Genomic DNA, 23,674 nt, shown 5'->3' on the forward strand with positions numbered 1-23,674 from the left:
CGCCGCGCGGCCGTCAGTGCGCGCCGCCGGTCTCGACGAACTTGAACAGGAAGACCGCGGCGATCACCCAGACGATCGGCTTCACCTCCCGGGCACGCCCCGCGAAGAGCTTCAGCGCCGCGTAGGTGATGAACCCGCAGGAGACGCCGGTGGCGATCGAGTAGGTGAAGGGCATCAACAGGGCCGTGACGCAGGCCGGCACGGCCTCGGTGATATCGTCCCAGTCGAGCTCGACCAGCTCGCGCAGCATCAGGCAGGCGACGTAGAACAGCGCCGGCGCCGTGGCGTAGGCGGGCACCGCGCCCGCGAGCGGCGCGAAGAACAGGCAGGCGAGGAACAGCACCGCCACGGTGGCGGCTGTGAGCCCGGTGCGTCCGCCCTCCTCGACGCCGGAGGCGCTCTCCAAGTAGGCCGTGGTGCTCGACGTGCCGAGGAGCGAGCCCGCGAAGACCGACACGGAATCGGCCATCAGCGCCCGGTCTAGGCGGCGCATCCGTCCGTCGGTCAGGAGCCCGGCCCGGCTCGCCACGCCCATCAGCGTGCCGGTGGCGTCGAACAGCTCCACCAGGAACAGGACCAGGATCACGTTGAGCAGGCCCGCCGAGAGCGCGCCCGGAATGTCGAGGGCGAACAGGGTCGGGGCGATCGAGGGCGGCAGGGAGACGACGCCCTGGAAGGCGTTGCCCGCGAAGACGAAGCTCAGCGCCGTGACGGTCAGGATGCTCGACAAGAGCGCCGCCCGCACCTTCCGGGCGGAGAGGACGGCCACCATCAGGAAGCCGAGCACCGCCAGGATCGCCTCGGGCTTGTGCAGGTCGCCGAGGGTGACGAAGGTCGCCGGGCTCGCCGCCACGAGGCCGGCATTCTTGAGCGCGATGATCGCCAGGAACAGGCCGATCCCCACCGTGATGGCGATCCGCATCGAGCGCGGGATCCCGTCGACGATCAGCGCGCGCAGGCCGGTCAGCGTGACGATCAGGAAGCACACGCCCGAGATGAAGACCGCGCCGAGGGCGGCCTGCCAGCTGAAGCCGAGCTGCTGGACCACGACGTAGGTGAAGTAGGCGTTGAGCCCCATCCCGGGCGCGAGGGCGATCGGGTAGTTGGCCCACAGCGCCATGATCAGCGAGCCGAGCGCCGCCACGAGGCAGGTCGCCACGAACACCGCGCCGCGCGGCATGCCGGCATCCCCCAGGATGCTCGGATTGATGAAGACGATGTAGGCCATCGTCAGGAAGGTGGTCAGCCCGGCCAGCAGCTCGGTGCGCACGGTGGTGCCGTGCTCGGCGAGGCGGAAGGTGCGTTCCAGGAAGCCCGGCCTCGCGGCCGGCACCGCGTCCCGCGCGCGATCCATCACGCGAGCCCGGTCCGGCCGACAGCCACGGCGCGGTAGATCCGGTCCGGCGCGAAGGGCGTCGCGGTCAGGCGAGCCCCGGTCGCGTCCCGGATGGCGTTGCCGAGCGCCGCCGCCACCGGGTTGAACGGCGACTCGCTCATCGACTTGGCCCCGAGGGGGCCGACGCTGTCGTGGGTGTCAGCGAACAGGACCTCGGTGTCGGGCACGTCGGCGCAGGCGGGGATGTGGTAGTCGCGGAACGTCTGCGTGACGAGGCTCCCGTCGGCGGCGACCTGGACGTCCTCGTAGAGCGCCGCGCCGAGCGCCTGCGCGATGCCGCCCTCGACCTGGCCGCGGCACTGCATCGGGTTGATCACCCGCCCGGCGTCGGCGGCGTGCACACTCCTGAGGATCCGCACCGCGCCGCTCACCGGATCGACCGCAACCCGGAAGGCGTGGACGTTGAACGCCACCGAGCGCGGGCTGCCGTCGGCCCGTCCGGTCGCGTCCAGGGGACCGACCGCCGCCAGCGGCACCGGGCCGGCCGGTGTCTCGACCTGCGCACCGTCGAGGCGGCAGGATTCCGGGGCCGCCCCCGCGATCTCCGCGGCCCGCGCGCGGATCCGGACGGCGAGCGCCTCGGCGGCCCGCAGCGTCGCGAGACCCGCCACGACGGTGCCGGTACTCCCGTAGGCGCCGGTGTCGTGCGCCACGAGATCCGTGTCCGCGCCCGCGACGCGGACGCGCTCCGGCGCGGCGTTGAGCGCGGAGGCCGCGATCTGCCGATGCACCGTGCTGGTGCCGTTGCCGAACTCCGCCGTCCCGACCCGCACGGTGAAGTGCCCGTCGGCCTCCAGGCTCACCCGCGCGTCGGCGTGGTGGCCGCGCGGCGGGATCGTGTCGATCATCGCCATCGCCATGCCGGTCCCGGCGCGCCAACCGGGTTCCGGCTCGGGTCCCGGATCGGCCCGCAGCGCCTCCTCGACCAGGGTCAGGCACTGGTCGAGCCCGTAGCTGCCGAACACCACGTCGTGCGGCTCCAGGCTGTTCGACACCATGGCGTCGCCCGGCTTGACGGCGTTGCGCCGCCGCAGGGCGAACGGGTCGAGGCCGAGCGCGCGGGCGACCTCGTCCAGGGCGGATTCGAGCGCGAAGATCGTCTGGCTCAAGCCGTAGCCGCGGAAGGCCCCCGCCGGCACCGTGTGGGTGTAGACGGCGCGGCCGCTCACCCGCTTGTTCGGGCAGACATAGGCGGCCAGCACCTCGTGGCAGGCGTGGTGGATCACGCCGCCCGCGTGGTTGCCGTAGGCGCCGGTATCGGACAGGACGTCGAGGCTGAGCGCCGTGAGGGTGCCGTCCCGGCGGGCGCCGACCTTCACGTCCACCCGCATCGGGTGACGCGTCGTCGTCCCGACGAACTGCTCCCGGCGGGTCAGCTCCCAGCGCACCGGGCGCCCGGTGTGCAGGACCGCCAGGGCGACGAGGTCCTCGGTCAGCATCTCCTGCTTGCCGCCGAAGCCGCCCCCGACCCGGGCGCAGACCACGCGCACCGCGTCCGTCTCCAGGCCGAACAGGTCCGCCAGCGCGTCCCGGGTCAGGAACGGCACCTGAGTGCTGGTGCGCAGCGTCAGGCGGCCGTCCTCGGCGCGCCAGCCGATGCAGCCGTGGGTCTCCATGGCGGCGTGCTGCACGCGCTGCGACCGGTATGTCCCGGCGTAGACGAAGTCCGCCTCAGCGAGGCCCGCCTCCACGTCGCCGACCGCGCCGTGCAGCTCGCCGGCGAGGTTGGGGTGCTGTTCGAGGGGCGGTGCGTCCTCGCCCGGGCGGTCCCGCGCGTCGTGGACCCGGGGCGCGTCGGTCTCGAGGGCGCGTTCCGGATCGACGAGCGCCGGACGAACCTCGTAGGTCACCCGCAGGGCGCGGCATCCGGCCTCCGCGGCGGCTTCCGTCTCCGCCACCACGGCGGCGACGCGCTGCCCGACGAACCGCAGGATCGGGTCGAGCACCCGCGTGTCGGAGGCGTCGTCCCGCGGGTCCTCGTGGCGGGCGGTGGAGAAGCGGCGCGTCGGCGCGTCGGCGTGGGTCAGCACGGCCACCACGCCCGGCACGGCGCGGGCCGCCGTCGCGTCGATCGCGACGATCCGGGCATGGGCATGGGGCGAGCGCAGCACCTTGAGATGGAGCGTGTCGCCGAGCGGCGCGTCCATCGTGAACCGGGCGCGACCGGACACGACCAGCGGCGCGGCCGGTGCCGCGAGGTTGCGGCCCACGGGATCGCCGAGGTCGCCGCTCTCGACCGAGCGCGCGCTGCCCGCGATGGCCTCGCGCACGGCGCGGTATCCGGTACAGCGGCAGAGATTGCCCTTCAGGGCGGTGCCGAGATCCTGCTTCTGGCCCTGGTCGAGGCTCGCCGCCGTCATGATCATGCCGGGCGTGCAGAAGCCGCACTGGAAGCCCTGGGCCGCCAGGAAGGCTTCCTGCATCGGGTGGAACGCCGCCGGCTCGGCCGCGTCGGCCCGGCACGGACCGGCCAGCCCCTCGATGGTCGTCACGCTCCGTCCCTCGGCGCGGAAGGCCGGCACCAGGCAGCTGTGGACGGGCTCGCCGTCGAGATGGATCGTGCAGGCGCCGCAATCGCCGGCATCGCAGCCCTTCTTGACGCCGAACCAGCCGGCCTCGCGCAGGTAGGTCCGGAGGCACTGCCCCGCCCGCGGCGCACCCTCATGCGCGGCCCCGTTGATCGTGAGCTTCATGACGCGGCTCCCAGCGACGGCGCCGCGTCGAGCGACCCGCGAATCTCCTCGGCGAAGTGCCGGGTCATGTGGCGGCGCCAGTCGGGCCGCCCGTGGACGTCGTCGTGGTAGAGGCTGTCCGGTATCGCCTCGTCGAGCGCCCGCACCAGCTCGGCCGGACCCGGCAGTCCGTCGAAGGCGAGGCGGAGCGGGCGTTTGACGGAGGCCGTGACCGTGAGCGCGAAGGCACCGTCCGCGCCGCGCGTCCCGATCAGCAGCGCGCCCGAGCGCCCGTTCGGGCTGAGGCTGATGCGGCGGAACGCCGTGCGGCGCGCGAGCGCCGCGGCCGGCATGGACAGGCTCCGCAGGATCTCGCCCGGCGCGAGGGCGTTCCGCTGCGGCGCGAGGACGAAGTCGAGGACCGGGAGGTCCCGCTCGGTCCCGTCGGCGGACCAGATCGTGCAGGTCGCGTCCAGGGCCGTCGCGAGGGCGATCATCGGCCCGGCCGGGAGGGCGAGGCAGACGTTGCCGCCGACGGTCGCCACGTTCCAGATCTTGAACGAGCCGAGCAGGGCGCGGCAGCACTGGCTGACCAGCGGCGCCGCGTTCCAGTGCGGCGGCAGTTCCAGCCGGTCGAGCCGCGCGATGGTGCAGGTCGCCGCGAGGGTGAGGCCCTCCGCGTCGACCGCGTGCGGGACCCATCCGAGCGCCGCGAGGTCGACGAGGCGCCGCATCCCGACCTGGGGCTCGGAGAACAGCCACGTCCCGCCTCCCAGGCAGGCATCGCCGTCCGCCCAAGTCGGGAGCTCAGTCCGGCTCCGCGGCCGGACGACGGTCTCGATCGTGTTGAGGTCCATGCCCGCTCGCCGGTCCGGAGCCGGTTCGGCCCGGCCCTGCACTATGCCCGGTCACATGAGGCTGCGGTCAAGCCGCGGCGACGCTTTCGAGCCTTGGCGCCCCCACGCGCGTCGGCCTAGGATTGATCAGGATCGCGCGAGATGGCCGGTGACGGTCCGGTCGGAGATATCCATGGCGCTGACGGCATCGCGGTACGGCAAGGAACGGGTTCGCGTGCTGCGCCTCGCCCGCGACGGAGACCACCACACGCCGCGCGAGCTGACGCTGTCGGTCATGCTGATCGGGCGCTTCGAGGCGTCCTGGACCGAGGGCGACAACCGCGCCTCCATCGCCACCGACAGCATCCGGAACATCGTCAACGTCACGGCGGCGCGGAACGTCGCGCTCGACGCCGAGGGCTTCGTCGCCGCCGTGGCACGCGTGCTGCTCGAGACCTACCCGCAGGTCGAGACCGTCACGATCGACGCGGAGGAAGTTCGCTGGCTCCGTCACGCGATCGCGGACGCGCCCCACGGCCATACCTTCACCCGGGACGGGAACGGCGCCGGCTTCGCGGGACTCACGGCTGACCGGACCGGGTCGACCCTGCGCTCCGGGTTGCGCGGCTACACCTTCATGAAGACCACGCAGTCGGGCTGGACGGGGTTCGTGGCGGACCAGTACCGGACCCTGCCGGACACGACCGACCGCATCGCCGCGACCAGCATGGACGCGACGTGGACCTGGGCGTCCGCCCCGCAGGATTTCGGTGCGGCCAATGCCCGGATCCTCGCGACGCTGCTGAGCGTCTTCGCCACTACCTACAGTCGGGGAATCCAGGACAGCATGTACCGGATGGGCGAGGCCGCCCTGGCCGCCGTCCCGGACCTGGCCGAGATCGGCTTCGTCATGCCCAACAAGCATTACCTGCCGATCGACCTCGCTCCGTTCGGCGTCGCCGACACGGGCACTGTCTTCCTGCCGACCGACGAGCCCTACGGCCGCATCGAGGCGACGATCGGCCGGACGGGCTGATCGGCCTGCACCGCCGGACGCGGTCGAATCCCGCACACCATCGCCCGGCGTCGATCGGTGGCTGTGGTGCATCGGCCCGGTCCTGCAACTGCAGGGTCGCAGACTCCGCGGGCAGGCGCTCTACGCACAACGCAGGATAGTCTCAGCCCTGATCTATGCTGTTCCGGCGCACCCCGTAGATGTGATCCGTCCGGTTTGACCGATCAAAACTGCGGGAGGCGATTTCGGCGCGGCTTTTTCGGACTAACCGGGCCATTTTAACGGCCGCGCAACGGTGCGCCGCTATGGATGACATCACTTAAACGGCGCCTCGACAGATGTCGGAGGTCGCCGAGCCCGATAAAGGGTGCGGCCTCGATCGAGAATATCTTGAGCTGGTCGCCCAGGTGCGCGCTTCGGCCGCACCCACAACACGACAGGCGGAGGAAACGATGTTCCAGGGCTCTGCGGCTCGGAGGGATCAGGCGGCCAAGCTCGCGGCCCTGGGCCGGTCCCTCGCCACGATCGAGTTCGCGCTGGACGGAACCATCCTCGACGCCAACCCGAATTTCCTGACCGCCATGGGTTACACGCTCGCGGAGATCCGCGGCCGGCACCACAGCCTGTTCGTCTCGCCGGACGAGCGGGCCAGCGAGGCCTATCGGCAATTCTGGGAGAGCCTGCGGCGCGGCACGTTCGCGAGCGCCGAGTACAAACGCCTCGCCAAGGGGGGCCGGGAGGTCTGGATCCAGGCCTCCTACAACCCGGTGCTCGACGCGCGCGGCAGACCGGTCAAGATCGTCAAGTTCGCCACCGACATCACCGCCCAGAAGCTCCGCGCCCTCGATCTCGAAGGGCAGATCAGCGCGCTCCACCGCTCGCAGGCGGTGATCGCCTTCGCGCTCGACGGGACGATCCTCACCGCCAACGCGAACTTCCTCGACGCGGTCGGCTACCGCCTCGAGGAGATCGTCGGCCGGCATCACAGCCTGTTCGTCGGCGAGGCGGAACGCGCCAGCGAGGCGTACCGGCTGTTCTGGGCCGCCCTGGGGCGCGGCGAGTTCCAGTCCGGCGCGTTCAGGCGCACCGGCAAGGGCGGTCGGGAGGTCTGGATCCAGGCGACCTACAACCCGATCACGGATCCGGAAGGACGGCCCGTCCGGGTCGTCAAGTTCGCCACCGACATCACCGCCCAGGTTCACGAACGGCAGCAGCGCGCCGCCGCTCAGCACGCCATCGGCGCCGAACTGGACGCGATCGGCGACGCCGTGGCGGATGTGACCCGCCAGGCCGACGCGGCGGTCGCGCGCGTGGGCCGGGTCTCCGGCGACATCCGGTCGGTGGCCACCGGCGCGGAGCAGCTGTCGAGCTCGGTGGACGAGATCAGCCAGCAGGTGAGCCACGCGGCCGAGATGGCCGGGCAGGCCGTGGAGCAGACGCGGCACACCGGCCGGATCGTGACCGGTCTCAGCGACCAGGCCGCGCAGATCGGCGAGGTCCTGGGACTCATCTCGGGCATCGCCGCGCAGACCAACCTGCTCGCCCTCAACGCGACCATCGAGGCGGCGCGCGCCGGCGAGGCCGGCCGCGGCTTCGCGGTGGTGGCCTCGGAAGTGAAGACCCTGGCGGCGCAGACCGGACGCGCGACGGACCAGATTCGCGACCAGATCGCCGCGACGCAGGCGGCGACCCGCGAGGCCGTCGACGCCATCGACGCGATCCAGGGTACGATCCTGACCCTGAACGCGGCCTCGTCGACCATCGCGGCGGCGGTGGAGGAGCAATCCGCGGTGATGCGCGAGATGTCGGGCAGCATGCAGACCGCCGCGCAGGACGTGTCGGCGATCTCCGGCGGCATGACCACGATCGCGCAGGCGAGCGAGCGGGCGGACCGCGCGACGCGGCAGGTCCGTCAGACCGCGCGCGCCTTCGGCTGAGGCGATCCGGCGCGGGCTATCGGATCAGCCCGGCTCCCCGCCCTCGTCCGCGCGCGGGTCCGCGACGAGGCGCCCGATCCGCGGAATGAGCGGGCAGGTGACCGTGCAGCGCAGGCCGTCGGGCTCGAAGGCGAGCGCGACGGTCGCGCGCAGCTCGTAGCTCAACATCTCGGTGAGCACCTGCGTGCCGAAGCCGCGCCGACTCGGCTGCGTGACGCCCGCGCCGCCTGTCTCCTTCCAGACGAGCGTCAGGTTGCCGCCCGCGCTCTGGCCGTCGCCCGCGCTCTGGCCGTCGCCCGCGACGACCCAGGTGACGTCGACACCGCCCTTCGACAGACCGAAGACGCCGTGCTCGATCGCGTTGCTGCAGAGCTCGTGGACCGCCAGCGCCATCAGCTGCGCGGCCTTCGGCCTGAGACGCACGGTCGGGCCCTCCAGGGTCGCCTGCTCGCCCTCGCGGATCAGGTGGACCATCAGCTCGTCGGAGATCAGCGAGTGCAGGCTGACTTCGCCGAAGGTGTCGGCCGCGACCCGCACGCGCGCGATGGCGTCGAGCCGCCCCTCGAGGTGCGTCGCGTAGCCGTCGACGGTCTCGGCGGTCTCGGCAGAGAGGCGCAGGACGGCGCGCAGCATCGCCAACGTGTCGCGCAGGCCGTGGCGCAGACCGTCCGGCGTTCCCGACTCGTCCAGGAGGCGGCGCAGGCGGGCGTTGTCCGCTTCGAGCTGCGCCACGCGCGCGACCGCCGCTTCAGGCTCTGCCATGTTCGCTCTCTCAGCGCCGAAAGCCGTGAGGTTCCGTCTAGCTCAGATAACGTGCCGAAAACCTGCCCCAGCATCACAGACCGGGGATTTTTGCTCAAGCGCGCCGCGACAGCCGCCGCGAGAGCGGCTCACCGGACCATGCGCCGCCGCGGACATCGTCGTCTGCCGGCGGCCGGCTCGACGGTGAGGGCAGCGGTTCGCCGCGCTCGTTCCTCTCGCGACCGCGAGCGGATCCCGCGCCGCCACGATCTCCGGCGCGGTCGGTCCCGTCGATCCGGAGGTCGCGCCTCCGTGGTCGCTCGTCGCGATCGACGGAGAGGTGTGGGGATCGAACACTTCGCGGTCAACGGAGCGACGACACCCGCGCCGGCAGGGTCCGGCAATGACCGTGTACCGGTCCGGAGCGGATCCCGAGGCCGGCATCCGATCGGGTCCGAGGCGGCGCGGCCGCCGGGCGTCGCGAGAAGGCGAGCGTTAGGGCGAGCGGCGCGCTCGCCCAGGGGGGCTCGCATACGCCCCACGCCGGGCCCGCGTCCGACCCTTGTTCCGGCCCGGCTAACCATATCCGGAGGCCTCGCCTACCCGTTCCGGACTCGATGCGCGGGAGTGATATGCGTGGCGGAACGAAGCTTGCGGAAGGCAGGACGGCTGAAACGGCTCTGGCCCGGGCGCGCGGCCGCCCTCCCGCCGGCACCGCGTTCGCCGGCTCTGGCCGACTTTCCCGAGCCGCCGCCCCATCGCGGTCTCACGGCCTCCGAGCTGATCGCCATGGCGCGTCAGGCCCGCGCCGTATCGGTCGAACGGGATCCGTCGAAAACCCCGAGCGTTTCCTGAGGTCCGTCACTTTCTGCCGGGAGGTCGTCATGGGGCTAATCGCCTTCATCGTGTTCGTATGCCCCTGGATGGGCATCGCCGGCCTGTTATGGATGCGCGCCCAGCAGGCCAAGCCGCTCTGACCCTCCCGTCACCGCGCCGGCGCCCGGCGCCGGCCGCGGGCGTCAGATCGGCGGCGATCCGCAATGCGCGCGGCGACCGAGCGGCCGCTCGCGCGGCGGTCTGACGGGCCACGACCGCGCGTCATCGACCGCGGCGCGGGCGAACGCGCGCTGTTAGACACGGCAATACGAGATCGCGGCTCGCGACAGGTGCCGTTCCGGTCAGGGGCACCCAGCCTGTCGCGTTCGCGCGCGGCCGACGCGCGCTTCGTCCGAATGGCCAGCAGTGACGGGACACCGGCGCGTGCCCGCCGGTGAGCAGCCGCTCCAACGTCGTCGCCCCACCGGTCCGCGTTTCACCCCGATATTTCTCTTATCGAGCAAGTATCTCCGTCGCCGAGCGTCGTTCGACGATAGAAATTGCGGATATAAAATATATCGCGGCACATCATCTACGCTCATCGTACAGCATTCATCAGCATTGGAATTCTCGTCGCACCGGAGCGATTGTCTTCTCGTTCGGCAAGGATTAAGCTCGTCGTCGAGGTTACGCCTCAGGCAGAGGCTCCGGTGTCTTTCGATTTTCGGATCATAAAATTCTCCGATCTGCAGTTTCGGACGATCGTGATCGGCTTCGCAGCTCTGATGTTCTGCTTCCCGATCGGAGTTGGGTGCGTATCAGCGTTTCAGATCGTCGCGCTCGACGCTTCCGGCCGATCTCTGGCAGCGGAGGCCAGGGCCGTCAGGCTCGTCGGCACCATGAAGCAGCTGAGCCAGGAGATCCGTGCTCTCGACCATCTGGCGCACGCCGCATCGACCGACGCGGCGCGTCGCGACGCCATCGACCGAGAGACGAAGGTCCACGAGGCCTTCAACGAGGCCTGGACTGCCTATGCGCCGATCGTCAGGACTGCGGATGAGCGTGCGCTCGCGCGAGCGCTGTGGGACGCCTGGCAGCATTTCCTCGCCGTGGACGCCGAGGTGGCCGCCCTCGACCGAGCCGGGGAACGCGATCTCGCCGACCGGGTCGTCACGAAAGGGCTACAGGCCGAGGCGGCGGCCGTCACGCAGGCCGCCGACGCGGTCCTGGCCGCGCGCGACGCGGAGGTCGCCGCGCAGGTCGGCGCCGCCGAGACCGCCTACGCGACCTATTGGGTGGGACTCGCGACCGCTCTGTCGGGCGCTGCCCTCGCTGCCCTGGGCCTGGTGCGGCTCGCCCTGCGCCACGTCGCGCAGCCGATGACCGCGCTGGCGTCCGGCATGCAGCGACTGACCGACCGTGATCGCGTCGTCGCGGTTCCCGAGACGGCGTCATTCGCCGAACTCAGCGTCATGGTCGCCGCGGCGAGGGCCGTTCAGGACGCTCTGCGGCAGGCCCGGCGACGGGACGCGGACGCCGATCAGGCGCGCCATCAGGTCGAGCGGCGTCGTATCGCGGTCGACCATGCCGCGGGACGGGTCGAGACCGCGGTCAGCGGCATCGTCGAGACGGTGGCATCCACCGCGGTGGCGCTGCGGGGCACGGCCGACGCCGTCGGCCGGGCGATGCGGGAGCGGACGCGTCGCTCGGCAGCAGCGGGCGCCGCGCTCGCGCAGGTGCGATCCGATGTCGAGCGAATCGCCGTCACTGCCGGCGCGCTCGGCGCCGCGGTCGACGAGGTCGGCGCGCGGGCCGAGGGCACCGCGACCCTGGCGGGAAGCACGGCGGCGGACGCCGCCCACGCGACCGCCCGCGTTCAGGCTCTCAGCGGCGCCGTCGACCGGATCGGCGACGCGGTCCGCATCGTCGCCAGGATCGCCGCCCAGACGAATCTGCTGGCCCTCAACGCCACCATCGAGGCCGCCCGGGCCGGCGACGCGGGCCGCGGCTTCGCCGTGGTCGCGTCCGAGGTGAAGGCGCTGGCCGCGCAGACCAGTCAGGCCACCGAGGTCATCGGCCAGCACGTCTCCGCGATCCGCGGCTCGACCGCCGAGGCTGTGTCGGCGATCGCGGGGATCGCGGCCCGGGTCGAGGACATGCGCCGCGCGACGCATGCCATCGCCGATGCCGTGGCGCATCAGGGCGCAGCCGCCGGGGCGATCGTGCAGACCATCGCGGAGACGGCCGACGGGGCAGCGCGGTTCTGCGCCGACCTCGCTGGCGACGTCACCGGGACCGAGGCGGCCGATCCGGCGAGCGCCGTTCTCACCGCGGCCGACGGTCTGACGCAGGACGCCGGGCGTCTCGGCGAGGCGATTGCAGGGCTTCTGGAGGATCTCCGTGCGGCCTGAACCGGGGCGCCCGGACCGCGGGCTGGAACAGCCTTCATGACCTCGACGGATCGGGCCCGCTGCTTCCTTGGCGGATCGCTCCGGAGGGGCGCGCTGGTCCTCGCCCTCGCGGCTTGGACGACGCCGTCCGCCGCCGCCACCATCGCGGTGCTGACGCCGGCGGCCGCTGCCCGGCACCTGCACGACGGCCTCGCCGAGCAGGCGCGGGCGCGCGGCGTGGAGGCACCGGTCGCCGACGCGCCCGACGGGGCTGGCGACGTGCAGATCGCGCAAGCGCGGCGCTCGATCGCCGCGTCGGTGGACGCGCTCGTGGTGCTGCCGGTCGACCTCCCGGCGCGCGAAGCGATCATCCGCTTGGCCCAGGAAGCCGACATCCCGCTGGTTCTCATCGGCCAGGGTCCGCGGGCCGAGTGGCTCACGGGACGCGTCGTCCACGTCGTGCCGAACGACCTCGTCGCCGGACGTCTGCAGATGCGCAAGCTCGCCCAGATGCTCGGCGGGACCGGTCGGGTCGCCCTCGTCGCGGGCGATGCCTCCGATCCCGGATCGGTTCTCCGCAGCAGGGGCGCCAGGGAGGTTCTGGCGGAGAATCCAGGCCTCCGTCTCGTCGCGGAGGCGACGTCGGATTCGAGCCGCGCGTCGGCGCGGGCCACCGTCGCCGGGTGGCTCGCGCGGGGCATCGGCATCGATGCGATCGCGGCCGGAAGCGACGAGATGGCGATCGGCGCCGCCGAGGCGCTCGAGGCGGCCGGGATCCCGGCGGGCCGGATCCTCATCGGCGGTGCGGATGCCACCGCCGACGGCATGCAGGCGATGCAGGACAAGCGCCTCGCCGTGACGATCCACCAGGACGCCGCCGCCCAGGGCCGTCGCGCGATCGACGACGCCCTCGCGCTGATCCGCCGGGAGCCCGTCCCGCACTACGACTGGGTGCCGTCCGAACTCGTCACGGACCGGATGTCGACGACCCATTTCGCCCGCTAGACCCCGCCGGCTCGGCCGGTCAGTGCGCCATCAGGCAGCAGAGACTGGCCGCCCGCAGCACGTCACGGGTGGCGCCCCCGAAAGCCCACTCCCGCAGTCGCGAGTGGCCGTAGGCGCCCATGACGATCAGGTCGGCCTGCTGGTCGCGGGCGAAGCGCAGGATCTCATCCCCGTCGCTCACCGCCGTGGTCAGCAGGTGGGTCGTGACCGTCGCGCCGTGCAATCTGAGATGGTCCGAGACCTCGTCGGCCCCCTCGAGGCGGGCGCCCGGACCGGTGGTCACGACGAAGACGTGGTCGGCGGAGCGCACGAGCGGCAGGGCGCCCGACACGGCGCGGCGCGCCTCCGGCGTATCCTTCCACGCCACGACGATACGGCGACCCGGTTCCCCGGCATGCTGCTGCGGGACGACCAGGACGGGGCGCCCCGCCTCCATCAGCACGGGCGCGACCGCCACGCCGAACGGGCTCGGATCGATCTCGGTCTCGCCGGTACCGCCGATCACGATCAGGTCGGCGGCGCGGCCCTTGTCGACGAGATGGGCGAACGGGCGATCCGTGCCGCCGGACCACACGGTCCGGGGCGCCGCGCCGGCGCAGCGGGCGAAGACGGCCTCCGCGCGCTCCAGTTCCTGCAGGATCGTCACGTTCGCGCGCTCGTACTGCGCCTGCGCGTCGCGGATGTCGTGGGCGAAGAGCGGCGCCGGCACCTCGGCGGCGGCGGCGCCGGTGAGCGTCGCATCGAAGCGGCGCGCCAGCGCGGCCGCGACCCGGACACGGTCGGGCGTCGCCTCGGCGAAATCCACCGCGACCAGGATGTTGGCGTAGGTCATGGGCGTCTCCGCGCGAGCCGTCAGCGGGCCCCGTGGCGCCACCCTGGCCTGACGCGCGGCGGTCGACCTTGAGCTGAATCAAGGCGCCTCCGGTCGGCCCGCGGCAGAGCTGCCGCGTCCGTCCCCTGGAGACCGCGATGTCCGCCCTCGAGCTGCCGAGTGCAGTCAATCTCGCGCGAGCCCAATTCGCGCTCACCGTCGTCTGGCATTTCCTGTTCCCGGCCTTCACCATCGGGCTCGCGAGCTATCTCGCCGTGCTGGAGGGCTTCTGGCTGCGCACCGGGAAGGCCGTCTATCTGGACACCTACCGCTACTGGCTGCGCATCTTCGCGGTCGCCTTCGCGATGGGCGTCGTGTCCGGCCTGGTCATGAGCTACCAGTTCGGCACCAACTGGTCGGTCTTCGCCGATCGGACGGCGCCGGTGCTCGGGCCGCTGCTCGGCTACGAGGTGCTCACGGCCTTCTTCCTGGAGGCCGGCTTCCTCGGCGTCATGCTGTTCGGCCTGGAGCGGGTCGGCAAGGGACTGCACTTCCTCGCGACCTGCCTCGTCGCCGTCGGTACCCTGACCTCCGCGTTCTGGATCCTGTCGGCCAATTCCTGGATGCAGACGCCCGCCGGCCACGTCGTCGCGCCGGACGGCCGCTTCAACCCCGCCGACTGGTGGGCGATCGTCTTCAACCCGTCCTTCCCCTACCGCTTCGCCCACACGGTCACCGGCGCCTACCTCACCACCGCGATGATCGTCGGCGCCGTGGGCGCGTGGCACCTGCTGCGCGACCGAGCCAATCCCCGGGCCCGGCTGATGTTCTCGATGGCCATGTGGATGGCCGCCGCGGTGGCCCCGGCCCAGCTGGTGATCGGCGACCTGCACGGCGGCAATTCCTACGCGCACCAGCCCGCCAAGGTCGCCGCCATGGAGGGGCATTTCCGGACGGAGCGCCGGGCCCCCGCCATCCTGTTCGGCTGGCCGGACGCGGAGGCGGGCGTGGTGCGGGACCGGATCGGCATTCCCGGGCTCGCCAGCCTCTACCTGACCCACAATCTCGACGGCGAGGTCCGCGGGCTCAGCGACATGCCGCGCGACCTCTGGCCGACCAACCTCCCCCTGGTGTTCTGGTCGTTCCGGGTCATGGTCGGCCTCGGGCTGCTGATGATCGCCCTCGGCCTCGCCGCGCTGTGGCTGCGCCGACAGGGGCGGCTCTACGACACCGCCTGGCTGCACCGCTTCGCCGTCGGCATGGGACCGTCGGGCCTGATCGCCGTGACGGCCGGCTGGACGGTGACGGAGGCCGGCCGTCAGCCCTTCACCGTCTACGGCGCGCTGCGCACCGTCGACAGCGTGTCGCCGGTGGCGGCCCCGGCCGTGGCCGCCTCGCTGGCGGCGTTCGCGGCGGTCTACCTCGCGGTGTTCGGCGCGGGCATCTGGTACCTGCTGCACCTGTTCAACCAAGCGCCGCACGCCCGCGAGCCCGGGCCGCCGCCCGGCCAGCCGATCCGCACAGCCGGCATCACGCCCGCCCCCGCCCTCGTCACCGGCGCGCCGAGTGCCGGCCGCCCCCTCGCGCAGCCCGCGGAGTAGTCCCGATGGTCCTCGATCTCACGCTCATCTGGGCGCTCCTCATCGCCACCGCGGTCTTCCTCTACGTGGTGATGGACGGCTTCGATCTCGGGGTCGGCATCCTGTTCCCCGCGGTGCGCGGCAAGGCGGACCGGGACGTCATGGTCAACACCGTCGCGCCGGTCTGGGACGGCAACGAGACCTGGCTGATCCTGGGCGGCGGCGGTCTGTTCGCGGTGTTCCCGCTCGCCTACGCCACGATCCTGCCGGCGCTCTACATGCCGTTGATCCTGATGCTGCTCGCGCTGGTCTTCCGCGGCGTCGCCTTCGAGATGCGGTTCCGCGCGGCCTCCCCCGCGAGCCAGCGGAGCTGGGACCGGGCCTTCTCGTGGGGCAGCTACGTGGCGACCTTCTGCCAGGGCATCTGCCTCGGCGCCCTGGTCCAGGGCATCCGGGTCGAGGGTCGCGCCTACGCGGGGGGCTGGTGGGACTGGCTGACGCCGTTCTCGGTGCTGACCGGGGCCGCCCTGGTGGCCGGCTACGGCCTGCTCGGCGCCTGCTGGCTGATCTGGAAGACGGAGGGCGAGCTCCAGCTCCGGGCCTACCGGCTCGCGCGCCGGCTCGGTTTCGTCACCCTGGCGGCCATCGTGGCCGTCTCGGCCGCGATGCCGATCCTGAGCGGGGCGTTCCGGGCGCGCTGGCTGTCCTGGCCGAACCTCGCCCTCGCCGCGCCGGTCCCGGCCCTGGTGGCGCTGCTGGCGTGGCGCTTCTTCGTCGCGCTCGATCGACGGGCCGAGGTGTCGCCGTTCCTCTGTGCCCTGGGCCTGTTCCTGATGTCGTATGTCGGGCTGGGGATCAGCCTCTGGCCGATGATCGTGCCGCCGGCGATCTCGATCTGGGACGCGGCGACCCACCCGAGCAGCCAGGCGTTCCTGCTGGCCGGCGCGGTGGTCCTGGTGCCGATGGTCCTGGCCTACACGGCCTACGTCTACTGGCTGTTCCGCGGCAAGGTCGCGGCGGGCGCGACGGGCTACCACTGAGGCCACGGCCCGGCCGGGTGCGGGCGGCGGGGATCGGCGCGGGACGCGCCGGTCCCCGAGATCGCGCGCGTCGCCTCACGGACCGGCACGGGCGCCCTTGATGAACCGCGCGACGTCGTCGGCGACCGAGTACCGGAGGCTGAACGGGAAGCTCATCGCGTGGACGATCTGTCCGTGGCCGAGACCGGGATAGACCTTCACGGTCTCCTTGCCTTCGAAGCCCCGGAGCGCGCGGTCGAGCGCCAGGGTTCCGGCGGGGTTGACGTCGAGATCCGCCGCGCCGGTGGCCAGCAGCATCGGCGGGTGGGACTCCGTCGCCTGGTTGACCGGCTGGAGGGCCGGGTCGCTGCCGACGAACACTTGGCGATCCAGCGGGTCGTTCAGCGCCGACGTCGCGTAGGGACCGGCCAGCCCGACGATCCCGGCGAGCTTGGCGGGACTGGAGCCGGCCCGCTCCAGCCAGGTCGGGTCGAGACCCAGCATCGCGGCGGCCCAGGCCCCGGAGGAATGCCCCACCACGGTGACGCGCGCGGGATCGCCCCCGTACTCGGCCGCGTGCTTGACGGTCCAGGCGACGGCGGCGGCGTTGTCGGCCAGGATGTCCGGGAGGGTCGCCGCCGGGACGTGGCGGTACTCGGGGATGACCGCGACGACACCCCGCCGCGCGAAGGCGGCGCCGACATAGGCGACCTCGTCCTTGGACCCGGTCCGCCAGCCGCCGCCGTACAGGAACACGGCGACCGGGCGCGGCTTGCCCCCGGCAGGCCGGTAGATGTCGGCCCGGTGCGCGCTGCCGTCGGCGTACGGAACGCCCTTGTCGACGTGGACTTCGAGCGGCGCGAGCGCGTTCAGGACCGCCAGGGTCAGGCCGACGAACTTGTCACCCAGGTAGCTCAGCATGGACGCGGCCTCCGCGTGGTTCGGAGTTCAGGCGGGTCTCGGGACGGGCCGTGCGGTCGCTCGCCCTAGGTCAACTCGACGACGCCGAGGCGGTCCGTCACCGGGACCGGCACCCGCCTGTCCGCGGGGAGATCCACCGCGCTCACGGCGCCGTCGTCGTCGAAGCGGTGGAGGCGCACCCGTCGGGGCTGCCGGGACAGGCGGAACTCGGCGGTCCGCGCCGGCACGTCCGGCCGGTTCGCCCGGCTGCGCCGGTCCCAGCCATCCAGGCCGAGCCAGATCGGGACGAGGGTCGCCCCGTCCCGCCGCGCGAACCGCGCGGTGACGAGATCGGGAACGGGGCCGGCGAGGGTGACGTCGCGGTCGGCCGGAACGGCGGCGACCTCCCCGGCGGGGGCGCCGAACAGCCGGACGAGGTTGCGCACCGCCGCGAAGGCGGGCGTGGGACGGCCATCATGGGCGAGAAGGCCGAAGCGGCTCTCCGGATCCGCGTCGCCGCGATCGAAGCTGGAGATCAGCTCGTACAGGTAGGTCCGCCGCACACCCTGCAGGTAGCTCCAGAGCAGCATCCGCGGGAGGTAGCGGGCGCGCAGGCCGGGCGAGATCGGCAGGTGCGCGCTGCCGGTGGCGAGCGCCGTGTGGTAGCCGTTCTCGGTCGCGATCACCGGCGCGTCACCGAAGACCGGGCGCGCGGCCGTCACGAAGCGCGCGAGGCTGCCGCCACCGTCGGTTTCCGGATGCTCGGCCCCCGGATAGGCGTGGATGTTGGCGAGGTCGACGACCGCCGCGAGGTTCTGCGCCGCCGCGACGTTGCCCTGGATATAGCTCGGCCCGGCCACGCGGACGGCCCCGGCCCGGGCGTCCGCCCGGACCGCACGGAACAGGGCCGCCTGATGGTCGGCCGAGAGCCGCGCGAGGCCCGGTCGGGCCGCCACCGGCGGCTCGTTGCCGCCCTCCGCTACGAGGAGCCCGTCGCCGGCCCAGCCCGCGATCTCCGAGAAGCGCTCCGGGGGGACGCGCGGCCCCGGGGTGAGCCCGTCGTAGAAGACCAGGCTGAACCGGTAGCCGCGGTCGGCCAGATCGACGATGCGCTCGAACTGCCCGGCCGGCTCGTCGCCGACGAGCACGATGTCGTCGCGCAGGTGGCGGATCCCGAGTTCGTCGAGGGCCTGAGCGCAGGCGGCGAACCGGTCGACGTAGGGACTGCCGCGATGGCCGAGATGCACGTTGACGCCGATCGAGTCGATCAGCGCCTCGCAGCGGTGCAGCGGCTCGGCCGCGGCGGCGCGGCCGGCCGCCAGGGCACCCGCCGCGAGGGCGAGGGCCGACCGGCGCGTGAGCCGGCTCACGTCCGGCCCGCCAGGGTGAGACGGCCACGGGGCGCGGCGGGCTCGCCATCGGCGACGCGCGTCGCGTGCGGGCGGCGGACGGCGCGCAGGAGGTCCTGCAGCGCCTCCGCGACCCGGCCCTGGGCCTCGCGGGATCCGAAATTGTGGTCCACGCCCGGCACCACCGTCACGGGCGCGCCGACGCGGCGGTCCGCGCCTCCGGGCGAGCGCCCGAGATGGCGACGGACGGCCGCGAGGCCGGGATCGCCGGCGCTGTAGAGCAGGCGGATCTCGGCGCCCCGGCGCCGGAGGGCGGCGATCCGGCGGGCGGGCGGGCCGCCGGGCGGACCGGGGCGAACAGCCCGGCGGATCCGGCGGATCGCGGCGTCGATCCCGCGCCGGGCGAGGACGGCGGCGATCGCGGCGATCCGGATCTCGCCGCGGATCAGCCGCCGCCACGTCGCGCCCCGCCTGAGGAGGGCCGCGTAGGTGGACGCGCTTCCGAAGGTCTGCCGGATGACCTGATCGAGATCCTGATCCGGATCCCAGTCGAAGCAGTAGAGGTTGAGCAGGAGCGCCCCGTCGACCCTGCGGTCCCGACACAGGGCGTGAAAGGCCGCGTAGGCGCCGCTGCACCCGCCCACCAGCAGGATCGGGCCGCCCGTGCCGGCGACCTGATCGACGGCCGCCGCGACGTCGGCGAAACCGTCCGCGGCGAAGAGCGGCTTGCGGCCGTCCGCTCGGTCGTCGCTGTCGCCGATGCCCAGCAGGTCGAACCGGAGCGACGCGATCCCCTCCGCGGCGAGGCGCCGGGCGAGGTCCGTGGTCTGGCGCCCCCAGCCGGAACGCACGCTCATCCCGGTCGAGACGAACAGGATCGTCGGCGCCGCGCGCTCCGCCCGGTCCGGCCGGCACCGGATGCCGCGCAGGCCGCGCCCGAAGCGGACCGGCGCCTCGGCCCAGCCCGGACCGCTGAGACCGTTCGGGAGCGCGTCGGTGGCGATCATGCCGCGGCGTCGCGGCGCCGCGGCCGGCATGCCGTCGGTCGCGAAGCCGATCACGCGGGCGAAGTCCGCCGCCGGGACATCGGAGAAGATCGGGTCGGCGACGAGCGCCGCGAGACCCGGGAACGGTGCCGTCACCACGTCGCAGCCGAGAGCGCCGAGGCGGGCGGCCAGCGCCTTGATGTCGGGTGCCAGGAGCAGGGCGTGGCCGGCGGGCGCGTGCTCGAGCCGTGTCAGGTTCAGGTCGGCGAGATCGGCGAGGAACGCCGCCTCCATGCGGAAGCCGCCGACGGTGAGGCTGTCCGGCTCCTGTGCCGGGGCGGACCCGTCCGGCAGCCGGCCGATCGTCTGCGCCCGCAGCCGCATCTCGCGCAGATAGGCGCGCCCGGTCGTGACCGGCGCCAGCAGGACGAGGCGATCCACGGCCTCGTTCCGGCCGGCGAGCGCCGCGAAGGTCGCGCCGAGACGCAGGCCGACCACCACGATCTCGGTGACGCCGGCCGTCGCGCGCAGGAACCGGACGGCCTGCCCGACCGCCGCGACGCAGCCAGCGACGCGCATCTCGCCGGGATCGGCCGAGTCGCCCTCCCCCGGGTAGTCGAAGCGCAGCGTCGGGCAACCCGCCGCGGCGAGGCCCTCGGCCAGGGCGCGCCAGGGCCGATGCGCGGCCATCTGCTCGAAGCCGTAGGCGCCGCAGAGGACCACGCCCCGCGTCCCGGCCGCCGGATGGAGCCACCCGAACAGCCCGTCGAACGTCACCGGCACCGCGGCCTCGGATCCGACCTCACCCGTCATGACCGAATTCCATGATCTCGTCGCTGTTGATCGCCCGCACGCGTCCGCGCGGGAGCCGGCCGGCCTCCGCGAAGGTGATGATCCGGCTCGCTCCCGGCGCGAGATGGAAGCCGCTGTCGTCCGGCCGCGCGCCGGGAGCCAGCACCTGGACGCCGCGGGCGAAGCGCTCGGTGCTGATCCGCAGACCCCACCCAGCCCCGTTCGCCACCGGCTCGGCCCGGAGGCCGACGGCGGATCGATCGAGCGGCCCTGCGTCAAGAATGTGGAAGCTCTCGGCGATCACGCGCCCGTCGGCGTCGCTCAGGCGCGCGTGCGCGAGATCGTGGATCCGGGGCCCGAACCGGTAGCTGTCGGTGGCGTCGAAGAAGCGGCCGAGCAGGGCGGCGGCGGTGAGCGTGAGCGCCGCCCGCGGACCGGCCAGGAGGTCGCGCTCGGCGCGCGCGGCGACGCGGCCTCCGGCCTCGCAGAACGTCAGCGTCAGGGTCAGCGCCCGCGGCGCGGCCGTCTCGTTCAGGACGTGGACGTGCAGGCCGTCGAGACCCTCGTCGGTGAGGAGCACCTGGACCGGGCGGAAGGCACGCTTCAGCGCGTACCAGGCGGATTTTGGATTCTGCGTCCAGTCGATCACACCCCAGCCGGCGCCCGGCGCGAGGTCGCGCAGCATCAGCACGAGCCCGCCGGCCGTCGGCGAGCGCGGCCGGCGCCACTCGGCGAAGGTCGCCTCCATGACCTCGGCCACCGCGGCGCGGCCGAGCTCGAGGTAGCGGTCCGGGTCTTCGGCGCGCAGCGTCGCCGGATCGACGCCGTAGAGCGCGCCGACGTAGTGGTCGCGCACCGTCTCGAAGTCCCAGTCGGCGCCGCGGTCCCGCGGGATGCCGGCCGGCCAGAGCGGGTCGGCCGGTCCGGTCGGGCCCGGCGTGCCGGGTTCGGGCGGGTTGGCGAAGGCGAGGCACTCGCTGGCGAAGCCGACCTCGGCCCGGCGGGCATCTTCCAGGGGCCGTCGATAGGCGCCGACGCCGAAATAGTGCGTGCAACCCCCGCGCGGCGAGAACGGCAGGTCGCCGCCGGAGGGCGAGTTCGGCACGACGACGAGATCGGCGCGCCGCTCCGACACGCGCTGCGGCAGGGTCAGCGTGCAGAAGGTGTCGGCCCAGACGGCGCGCGGCGCGCCGAGCATCGCCGCCTGCTGCCAGACCTCGCTGCCGCCGCAGACCACGCCGAGCGACGGCGCGGTCTGGGTCCGGTCGAGGAATCCGGTCAGCTCGCGGTCGAGCGCGGCCGCGAAGGCCGGATCGGCGTGCGGGTAGTCGAAGTTGGCGAGCATCAGGTCCTGCCAGACCAGGATGCCGAGCTCGTCGCAGAGATCGTAGAAATCCGGCGCCGGATAGAGCGTCGTCCCCGGGACGCGCAGCATGTTCATGCCGGCCTCGCGCGCCAGCCGGAGCAGCGTCTCGGTGCCGTCCGTGCCCAGCTCGACGAGGTCCGGCGGGGTCCAGACGGCGCCCCGACAGAAGACCGGCACGCCGTTCACGACCAGCGACAGTCCCTCCTCGAAGGGCCGCGCGAGCGACAGGGTCCGGAAGCCGACGCGGCCCAAATCGACGCAGGCACCGTCGACGCGGACCTCCACCGGGTGGAGGTTCGGCACGCCGTGGGTATGCGGCCACCAGGGCGCGATGCCGGGCAGAGCCAGCGCGCCCGCGAACACCCCGGGCTCGACCTCGGCGAGCGGGGCTTCGCCGCCGCCGCACCGGAGGATCACGGTGGCGACCGGCGCGTCGACCCGCAGGCGCACATCCAGGCGACCGATATCGCCGTCGCGGATCGCGCGCACCTCCGCGGCGCTCGCGCGGGGGCGGACCGGCTCGACGGTCAGCGGACGGTAGGGCCCGACGAGATCGATCTCGGGACACCAGCCCGGCATGAAGCCGAGGACGCTCGTGCGCGCATGGCGCAGCGACCCGGGTGTGATCATCCGCGGCCGCCAGCGCCCGCGCTTGGCCGGACGGTCGAGCTCCGCACGGAGCGCGCGGAAGCACAGCGCGAGGTCGGAGGTGCCGCCGAGGTCCACGTCGACGGTGTGCTCCTCGAACATCGAGCGCGCGCACAGGAGCGGGACCCCGTCGAGCCAGATCTCGGCGCGCGTGGCGAGGCCCGCGAAGCGCAGCCGGGCCCGCCCGTCACCGGTGATGCGGGTCCGATACCAGACGTCGCGGTCGTTGATCGGCTCCGGCGCCGCCTCGCTCCAGCGTCCGGCCGCCCGCAGGGCGGCGGCGGCCGTGCCGGGAACCTCGGCGGCGATCCAGTCGGTGATCCCGTCGAGATCGCCGGGGCCCGCGCAGGCGCCCGGCGGCGTCGCGGCGAGCCGCCAGGGCGCGAGCCGGACCTCCGGCGCGCGGTCGTCGACGCTGCGGATGCGGGCCATCGCGGCGCTCAGCGGTCGAGCGCGCGGTCGAGATCCGCGAAGACGCGGTCGTAGGTCGCCGCGAGCCGGTCGAGGCGCGGCGCCAGGCCCTCGGCCGAGCGGCGGTGGAAGGCGCGGGCGAGCTGGAACTGGAAGGCCTTGGCCTCGCGGCTCAGGTCCGCGGCGGCCGCGGCGGCGGGCGCGAACCCGCCCATGTCCCGCGCCTCGAGCCACGCGAGATGGCTCGCGAGCATCTCGAAATTGGCGCCGAGCTGGCGCGTCGTGTTGAAGGCGTAGGCGTGGAACACGCTGAGCGGACGGACGACCAGGTCCCCGGCCGTCGCCGCGAGGGCGTCGCGGAATGCCAGAACCGGGTTGCGCCGGGGGGCCCGGGCGCGATGCCGGACGAGCAGTTCCCGCGCGACGGCCGGCAGCTCCGCCGTGCCGAGCGGCGGAGCGACTGTCTTCACGAACTCGGCGTAGGGCGGCAGAGTCGCCGGCCCGAAGATCCCGGCATAGTCCGTCCCGGAGAGCCGGAAGCGACCCGCGTTGTGCAGATAGTCGAGTTCCTGCGCGGCCGAATCGAGCGCCAGGATGCCGATCGTGGTCTTGCCGTGCTCGCGGCCGTAGGTGGTCCCCTGGGTGTCCGGCAGGTAGATCGCGTCGACTTCGACCAGGACCGGGCGGCCGGCCGCGGCCTGGATCACGGCGTGGTTCTCGAGGCCGCCGTAGACCGCGAGTTCCAGCACCTCGAGGCCGTAGAGACGCTCGATATCGCCGGTCGGCGGCTTGAAGAAGGTGAACTGGTCGCCCTCGAAATCCTGCCGCAGCGTGAAGCCCAGCATCGCCTCCGGGACGAGGCCGCGGCCGTGTAGGAGCTCGATCCACAGGTCGACGTAGCAGTTCGTCTCCGGCCAGTCGCGGCCGGACTCGTGGAGCGGATGCGGGACGTAGGGTCCCGCAGCTCCGAGACCGTCCGGCAGGCGCAGGGCAGCGGTCACCGC

The 23,674-nt window shown here is 73.0% G+C and carries 16 protein-coding genes; 6 read left to right on the forward strand and 10 right to left on the reverse strand.

Going from position 1 to position 23,674, the window contains the following annotated elements:
- Positions 1 to 13: 13 nt before the first annotated feature.
- Genes ACLBXO_RS06390 through ACLBXO_RS06400 form a run of 3 tightly spaced genes read right to left on the reverse strand, consistent with a single transcriptional unit; the run spans position 14 to position 4,925 of the window.
- On the reverse strand, positions 14 to 1,354 hold the full coding sequence (locus ACLBXO_RS06390) for an NCS2 family permease (RefSeq protein ID WP_447684876.1): 1,341 nt from the start codon (positions 1,352 to 1,354) through the stop codon (positions 14 to 16).
- Positions 1,354 to 4,089 carry a molybdopterin-dependent oxidoreductase gene (locus tag ACLBXO_RS06395; RefSeq protein ID WP_447684844.1) on the reverse strand — a complete coding sequence of 912 codons (2,736 nt, stop codon included), beginning with the start codon at positions 4,087 to 4,089 and terminating at the stop codon, positions 1,354 to 1,356. The genes ACLBXO_RS06390 and ACLBXO_RS06395 overlap by 1 nt, the downstream gene beginning before the upstream one ends.
- On the reverse strand, positions 4,086 to 4,925 hold the full coding sequence (locus ACLBXO_RS06400; protein WP_447684845.1) for an FAD binding domain-containing protein: 840 nt from the start codon (positions 4,923 to 4,925) through the stop codon (positions 4,086 to 4,088). The genes ACLBXO_RS06395 and ACLBXO_RS06400 overlap by 4 nt, the downstream gene beginning before the upstream one ends.
- Positions 4,926 to 5,097: 172 nt before the next feature.
- Between ACLBXO_RS06400 and pucL the strand changes: the two genes are divergently transcribed.
- Together pucL and ACLBXO_RS06410 are read left to right on the forward strand one after the other, a co-directional pair.
- Positions 5,098 to 5,940 carry a factor-independent urate hydroxylase gene (pucL, locus tag ACLBXO_RS06405; RefSeq protein ID WP_447684846.1) on the forward strand — a complete coding sequence of 281 codons (843 nt, stop codon included), beginning with the start codon at positions 5,098 to 5,100 and terminating at the stop codon, positions 5,938 to 5,940.
- 431 nt (positions 5,941 to 6,371) lie between these two features.
- Positions 6,372 to 7,856: a methyl-accepting chemotaxis protein gene (locus ACLBXO_RS06410; RefSeq protein ID WP_447684847.1), complete on the forward strand. Its 1,485-nt coding sequence runs from the start codon at positions 6,372 to 6,374 to the stop codon at positions 7,854 to 7,856.
- A 24-nt stretch (positions 7,857 to 7,880) separates the two neighbouring features.
- Here ACLBXO_RS06410 and ACLBXO_RS06415 read toward each other — a convergent pair whose 3' ends face one another.
- Positions 7,881 to 8,618, reverse strand: a complete 738-nt coding sequence (locus tag ACLBXO_RS06415) for an HWE histidine kinase domain-containing protein (protein ID WP_447684848.1) — start codon at positions 8,616 to 8,618, stop codon at positions 7,881 to 7,883.
- A 1,694-nt stretch (positions 8,619 to 10,312) separates the two neighbouring features.
- Here ACLBXO_RS06415 and ACLBXO_RS06420 point away from each other — a divergent pair.
- The gene (locus ACLBXO_RS06420) at positions 10,313 to 11,824 is read left to right on the forward strand and encodes a methyl-accepting chemotaxis protein (RefSeq protein ID WP_447684849.1); all 1,512 of its coding nucleotides are present in this window, start codon (positions 10,313 to 10,315) and stop codon (positions 11,822 to 11,824) included.
- A 36-nt stretch (positions 11,825 to 11,860) separates the two neighbouring features.
- Positions 11,861 to 12,808: a substrate-binding domain-containing protein gene (locus tag ACLBXO_RS06425; RefSeq protein ID WP_447684850.1), complete on the forward strand. Its 948-nt coding sequence runs from the start codon at positions 11,861 to 11,863 to the stop codon at positions 12,806 to 12,808.
- 19 nt (positions 12,809 to 12,827) lie between these two features.
- On the opposite strand, the gene ACLBXO_RS06430 is transcribed toward ACLBXO_RS06425, so the two are convergent.
- Entirely contained in the window at positions 12,828 to 13,640 is an 813-nt protein-coding gene (locus tag ACLBXO_RS06430) for a universal stress protein (RefSeq protein ID WP_447684851.1), read from the reverse strand.
- A gap of 137 nt (positions 13,641 to 13,777) precedes the next feature.
- On the opposite strand from ACLBXO_RS06430, the gene ACLBXO_RS06435 reads away from it, so the two are divergent.
- Together ACLBXO_RS06435 and cydB are read left to right on the forward strand one after the other, a co-directional pair.
- The gene (locus ACLBXO_RS06435; protein WP_447684852.1) at positions 13,778 to 15,220 is read left to right on the forward strand and encodes a cytochrome ubiquinol oxidase subunit I; all 1,443 of its coding nucleotides are present in this window, start codon (positions 13,778 to 13,780) and stop codon (positions 15,218 to 15,220) included.
- A gap of 5 nt (positions 15,221 to 15,225) precedes the next feature.
- Complete coding sequence (gene cydB / locus ACLBXO_RS06440) at positions 15,226 to 16,239, forward strand: cytochrome d ubiquinol oxidase subunit II (RefSeq protein ID WP_447684853.1); 1,014 nt, start codon at positions 15,226 to 15,228, stop codon at positions 16,237 to 16,239.
- A gap of 75 nt (positions 16,240 to 16,314) precedes the next feature.
- Here cydB and ACLBXO_RS06445 read toward each other — a convergent pair whose 3' ends face one another.
- The 5 genes from ACLBXO_RS06445 to ACLBXO_RS06465 all read right to left on the reverse strand — a co-directional run bounded on the left by ACLBXO_RS06445 (position 16,315) and on the right by ACLBXO_RS06465 (position 23,671).
- A complete protein-coding gene (locus ACLBXO_RS06445) occupies positions 16,315 to 17,139 on the reverse strand; it encodes an alpha/beta hydrolase (RefSeq protein WP_331312434.1) in 825 nt (274 codons plus the stop codon).
- A 65-nt stretch (positions 17,140 to 17,204) separates the two neighbouring features.
- Complete coding sequence (locus ACLBXO_RS06450; RefSeq protein WP_447684854.1) at positions 17,205 to 18,488, reverse strand: hypothetical protein; 1,284 nt, start codon at positions 18,486 to 18,488, stop codon at positions 17,205 to 17,207.
- Positions 18,485 to 20,266, reverse strand: a complete 1,782-nt coding sequence (locus ACLBXO_RS06455) for an alpha/beta fold hydrolase (protein WP_447684855.1) — start codon at positions 20,264 to 20,266, stop codon at positions 18,485 to 18,487. Before ACLBXO_RS06455 ends, ACLBXO_RS06450 begins: the two co-directional genes overlap by 4 nt.
- Positions 20,256 to 22,691, reverse strand: a complete 2,436-nt coding sequence (locus ACLBXO_RS06460; protein ID WP_447684856.1) for a glycosyl hydrolase 2 galactose-binding domain-containing protein — start codon at positions 22,689 to 22,691, stop codon at positions 20,256 to 20,258. Before ACLBXO_RS06460 ends, ACLBXO_RS06455 begins: the two co-directional genes overlap by 11 nt.
- A gap of 8 nt (positions 22,692 to 22,699) precedes the next feature.
- Entirely contained in the window at positions 22,700 to 23,671 is a 972-nt protein-coding gene (locus ACLBXO_RS06465; RefSeq protein WP_447684857.1) for a DUF1839 family protein, read from the reverse strand.
- Positions 23,672 to 23,674 lie beyond the last annotated feature (3 nt).

The sequence above is a fragment of the Methylobacterium sp. C33D genome, from assembly GCF_053345825.1.

Bases quoted from the DNA above. Each gene is read 5' to 3' on its own strand.
- ACLBXO_RS06455 (WP_447684855.1), bottom strand. From the start codon at position 20,266: ATGACGGGTGAGGTCGGATCCGAGGCCGCGGTGCCGGTGACGTTCGAC.
- ACLBXO_RS06410 (WP_447684847.1), top strand. From the start codon at position 6,372: ATGTTCCAGGGCTCTGCGGCTCGGAGGGATCAGGCGGCCAAGCTCGCG.
- ACLBXO_RS06430 (WP_447684851.1), bottom strand. From the start codon at position 13,640: ATGACCTACGCCAACATCCTGGTCGCGGTGGATTTCGCCGAGGCGACG.
- ACLBXO_RS06390 (WP_447684876.1), bottom strand. From the start codon at position 1,354: ATGGATCGCGCGCGGGACGCGGTGCCGGCCGCGAGGCCGGGCTTCCTG.
- cydB (WP_447684853.1), top strand. From the start codon at position 15,226: ATGGTCCTCGATCTCACGCTCATCTGGGCGCTCCTCATCGCCACCGCG.
- ACLBXO_RS06395 (WP_447684844.1), bottom strand. From the start codon at position 4,089: ATGAAGCTCACGATCAACGGGGCCGCGCATGAGGGTGCGCCGCGGGCG.
- ACLBXO_RS06415 (WP_447684848.1), bottom strand. From the start codon at position 8,618: ATGGCAGAGCCTGAAGCGGCGGTCGCGCGCGTGGCGCAGCTCGAAGCG.
- ACLBXO_RS06400 (WP_447684845.1), bottom strand. From the start codon at position 4,925: ATGGACCTCAACACGATCGAGACCGTCGTCCGGCCGCGGAGCCGGACT.
- pucL (WP_447684846.1), top strand. From the start codon at position 5,098: ATGGCGCTGACGGCATCGCGGTACGGCAAGGAACGGGTTCGCGTGCTG.
- ACLBXO_RS06425 (WP_447684850.1), top strand. From the start codon at position 11,861: ATGACCTCGACGGATCGGGCCCGCTGCTTCCTTGGCGGATCGCTCCGG.
- ACLBXO_RS06445 (WP_331312434.1), bottom strand. From the start codon at position 17,139: ATGCTGAGCTACCTGGGTGACAAGTTCGTCGGCCTGACCCTGGCGGTC.
- ACLBXO_RS06420 (WP_447684849.1), top strand. From the start codon at position 10,313: ATGAAGCAGCTGAGCCAGGAGATCCGTGCTCTCGACCATCTGGCGCAC.
- ACLBXO_RS06460 (WP_447684856.1), bottom strand. From the start codon at position 22,691: ATGGCCCGCATCCGCAGCGTCGACGACCGCGCGCCGGAGGTCCGGCTC.
- ACLBXO_RS06435 (WP_447684852.1), top strand. From the start codon at position 13,778: ATGTCCGCCCTCGAGCTGCCGAGTGCAGTCAATCTCGCGCGAGCCCAA.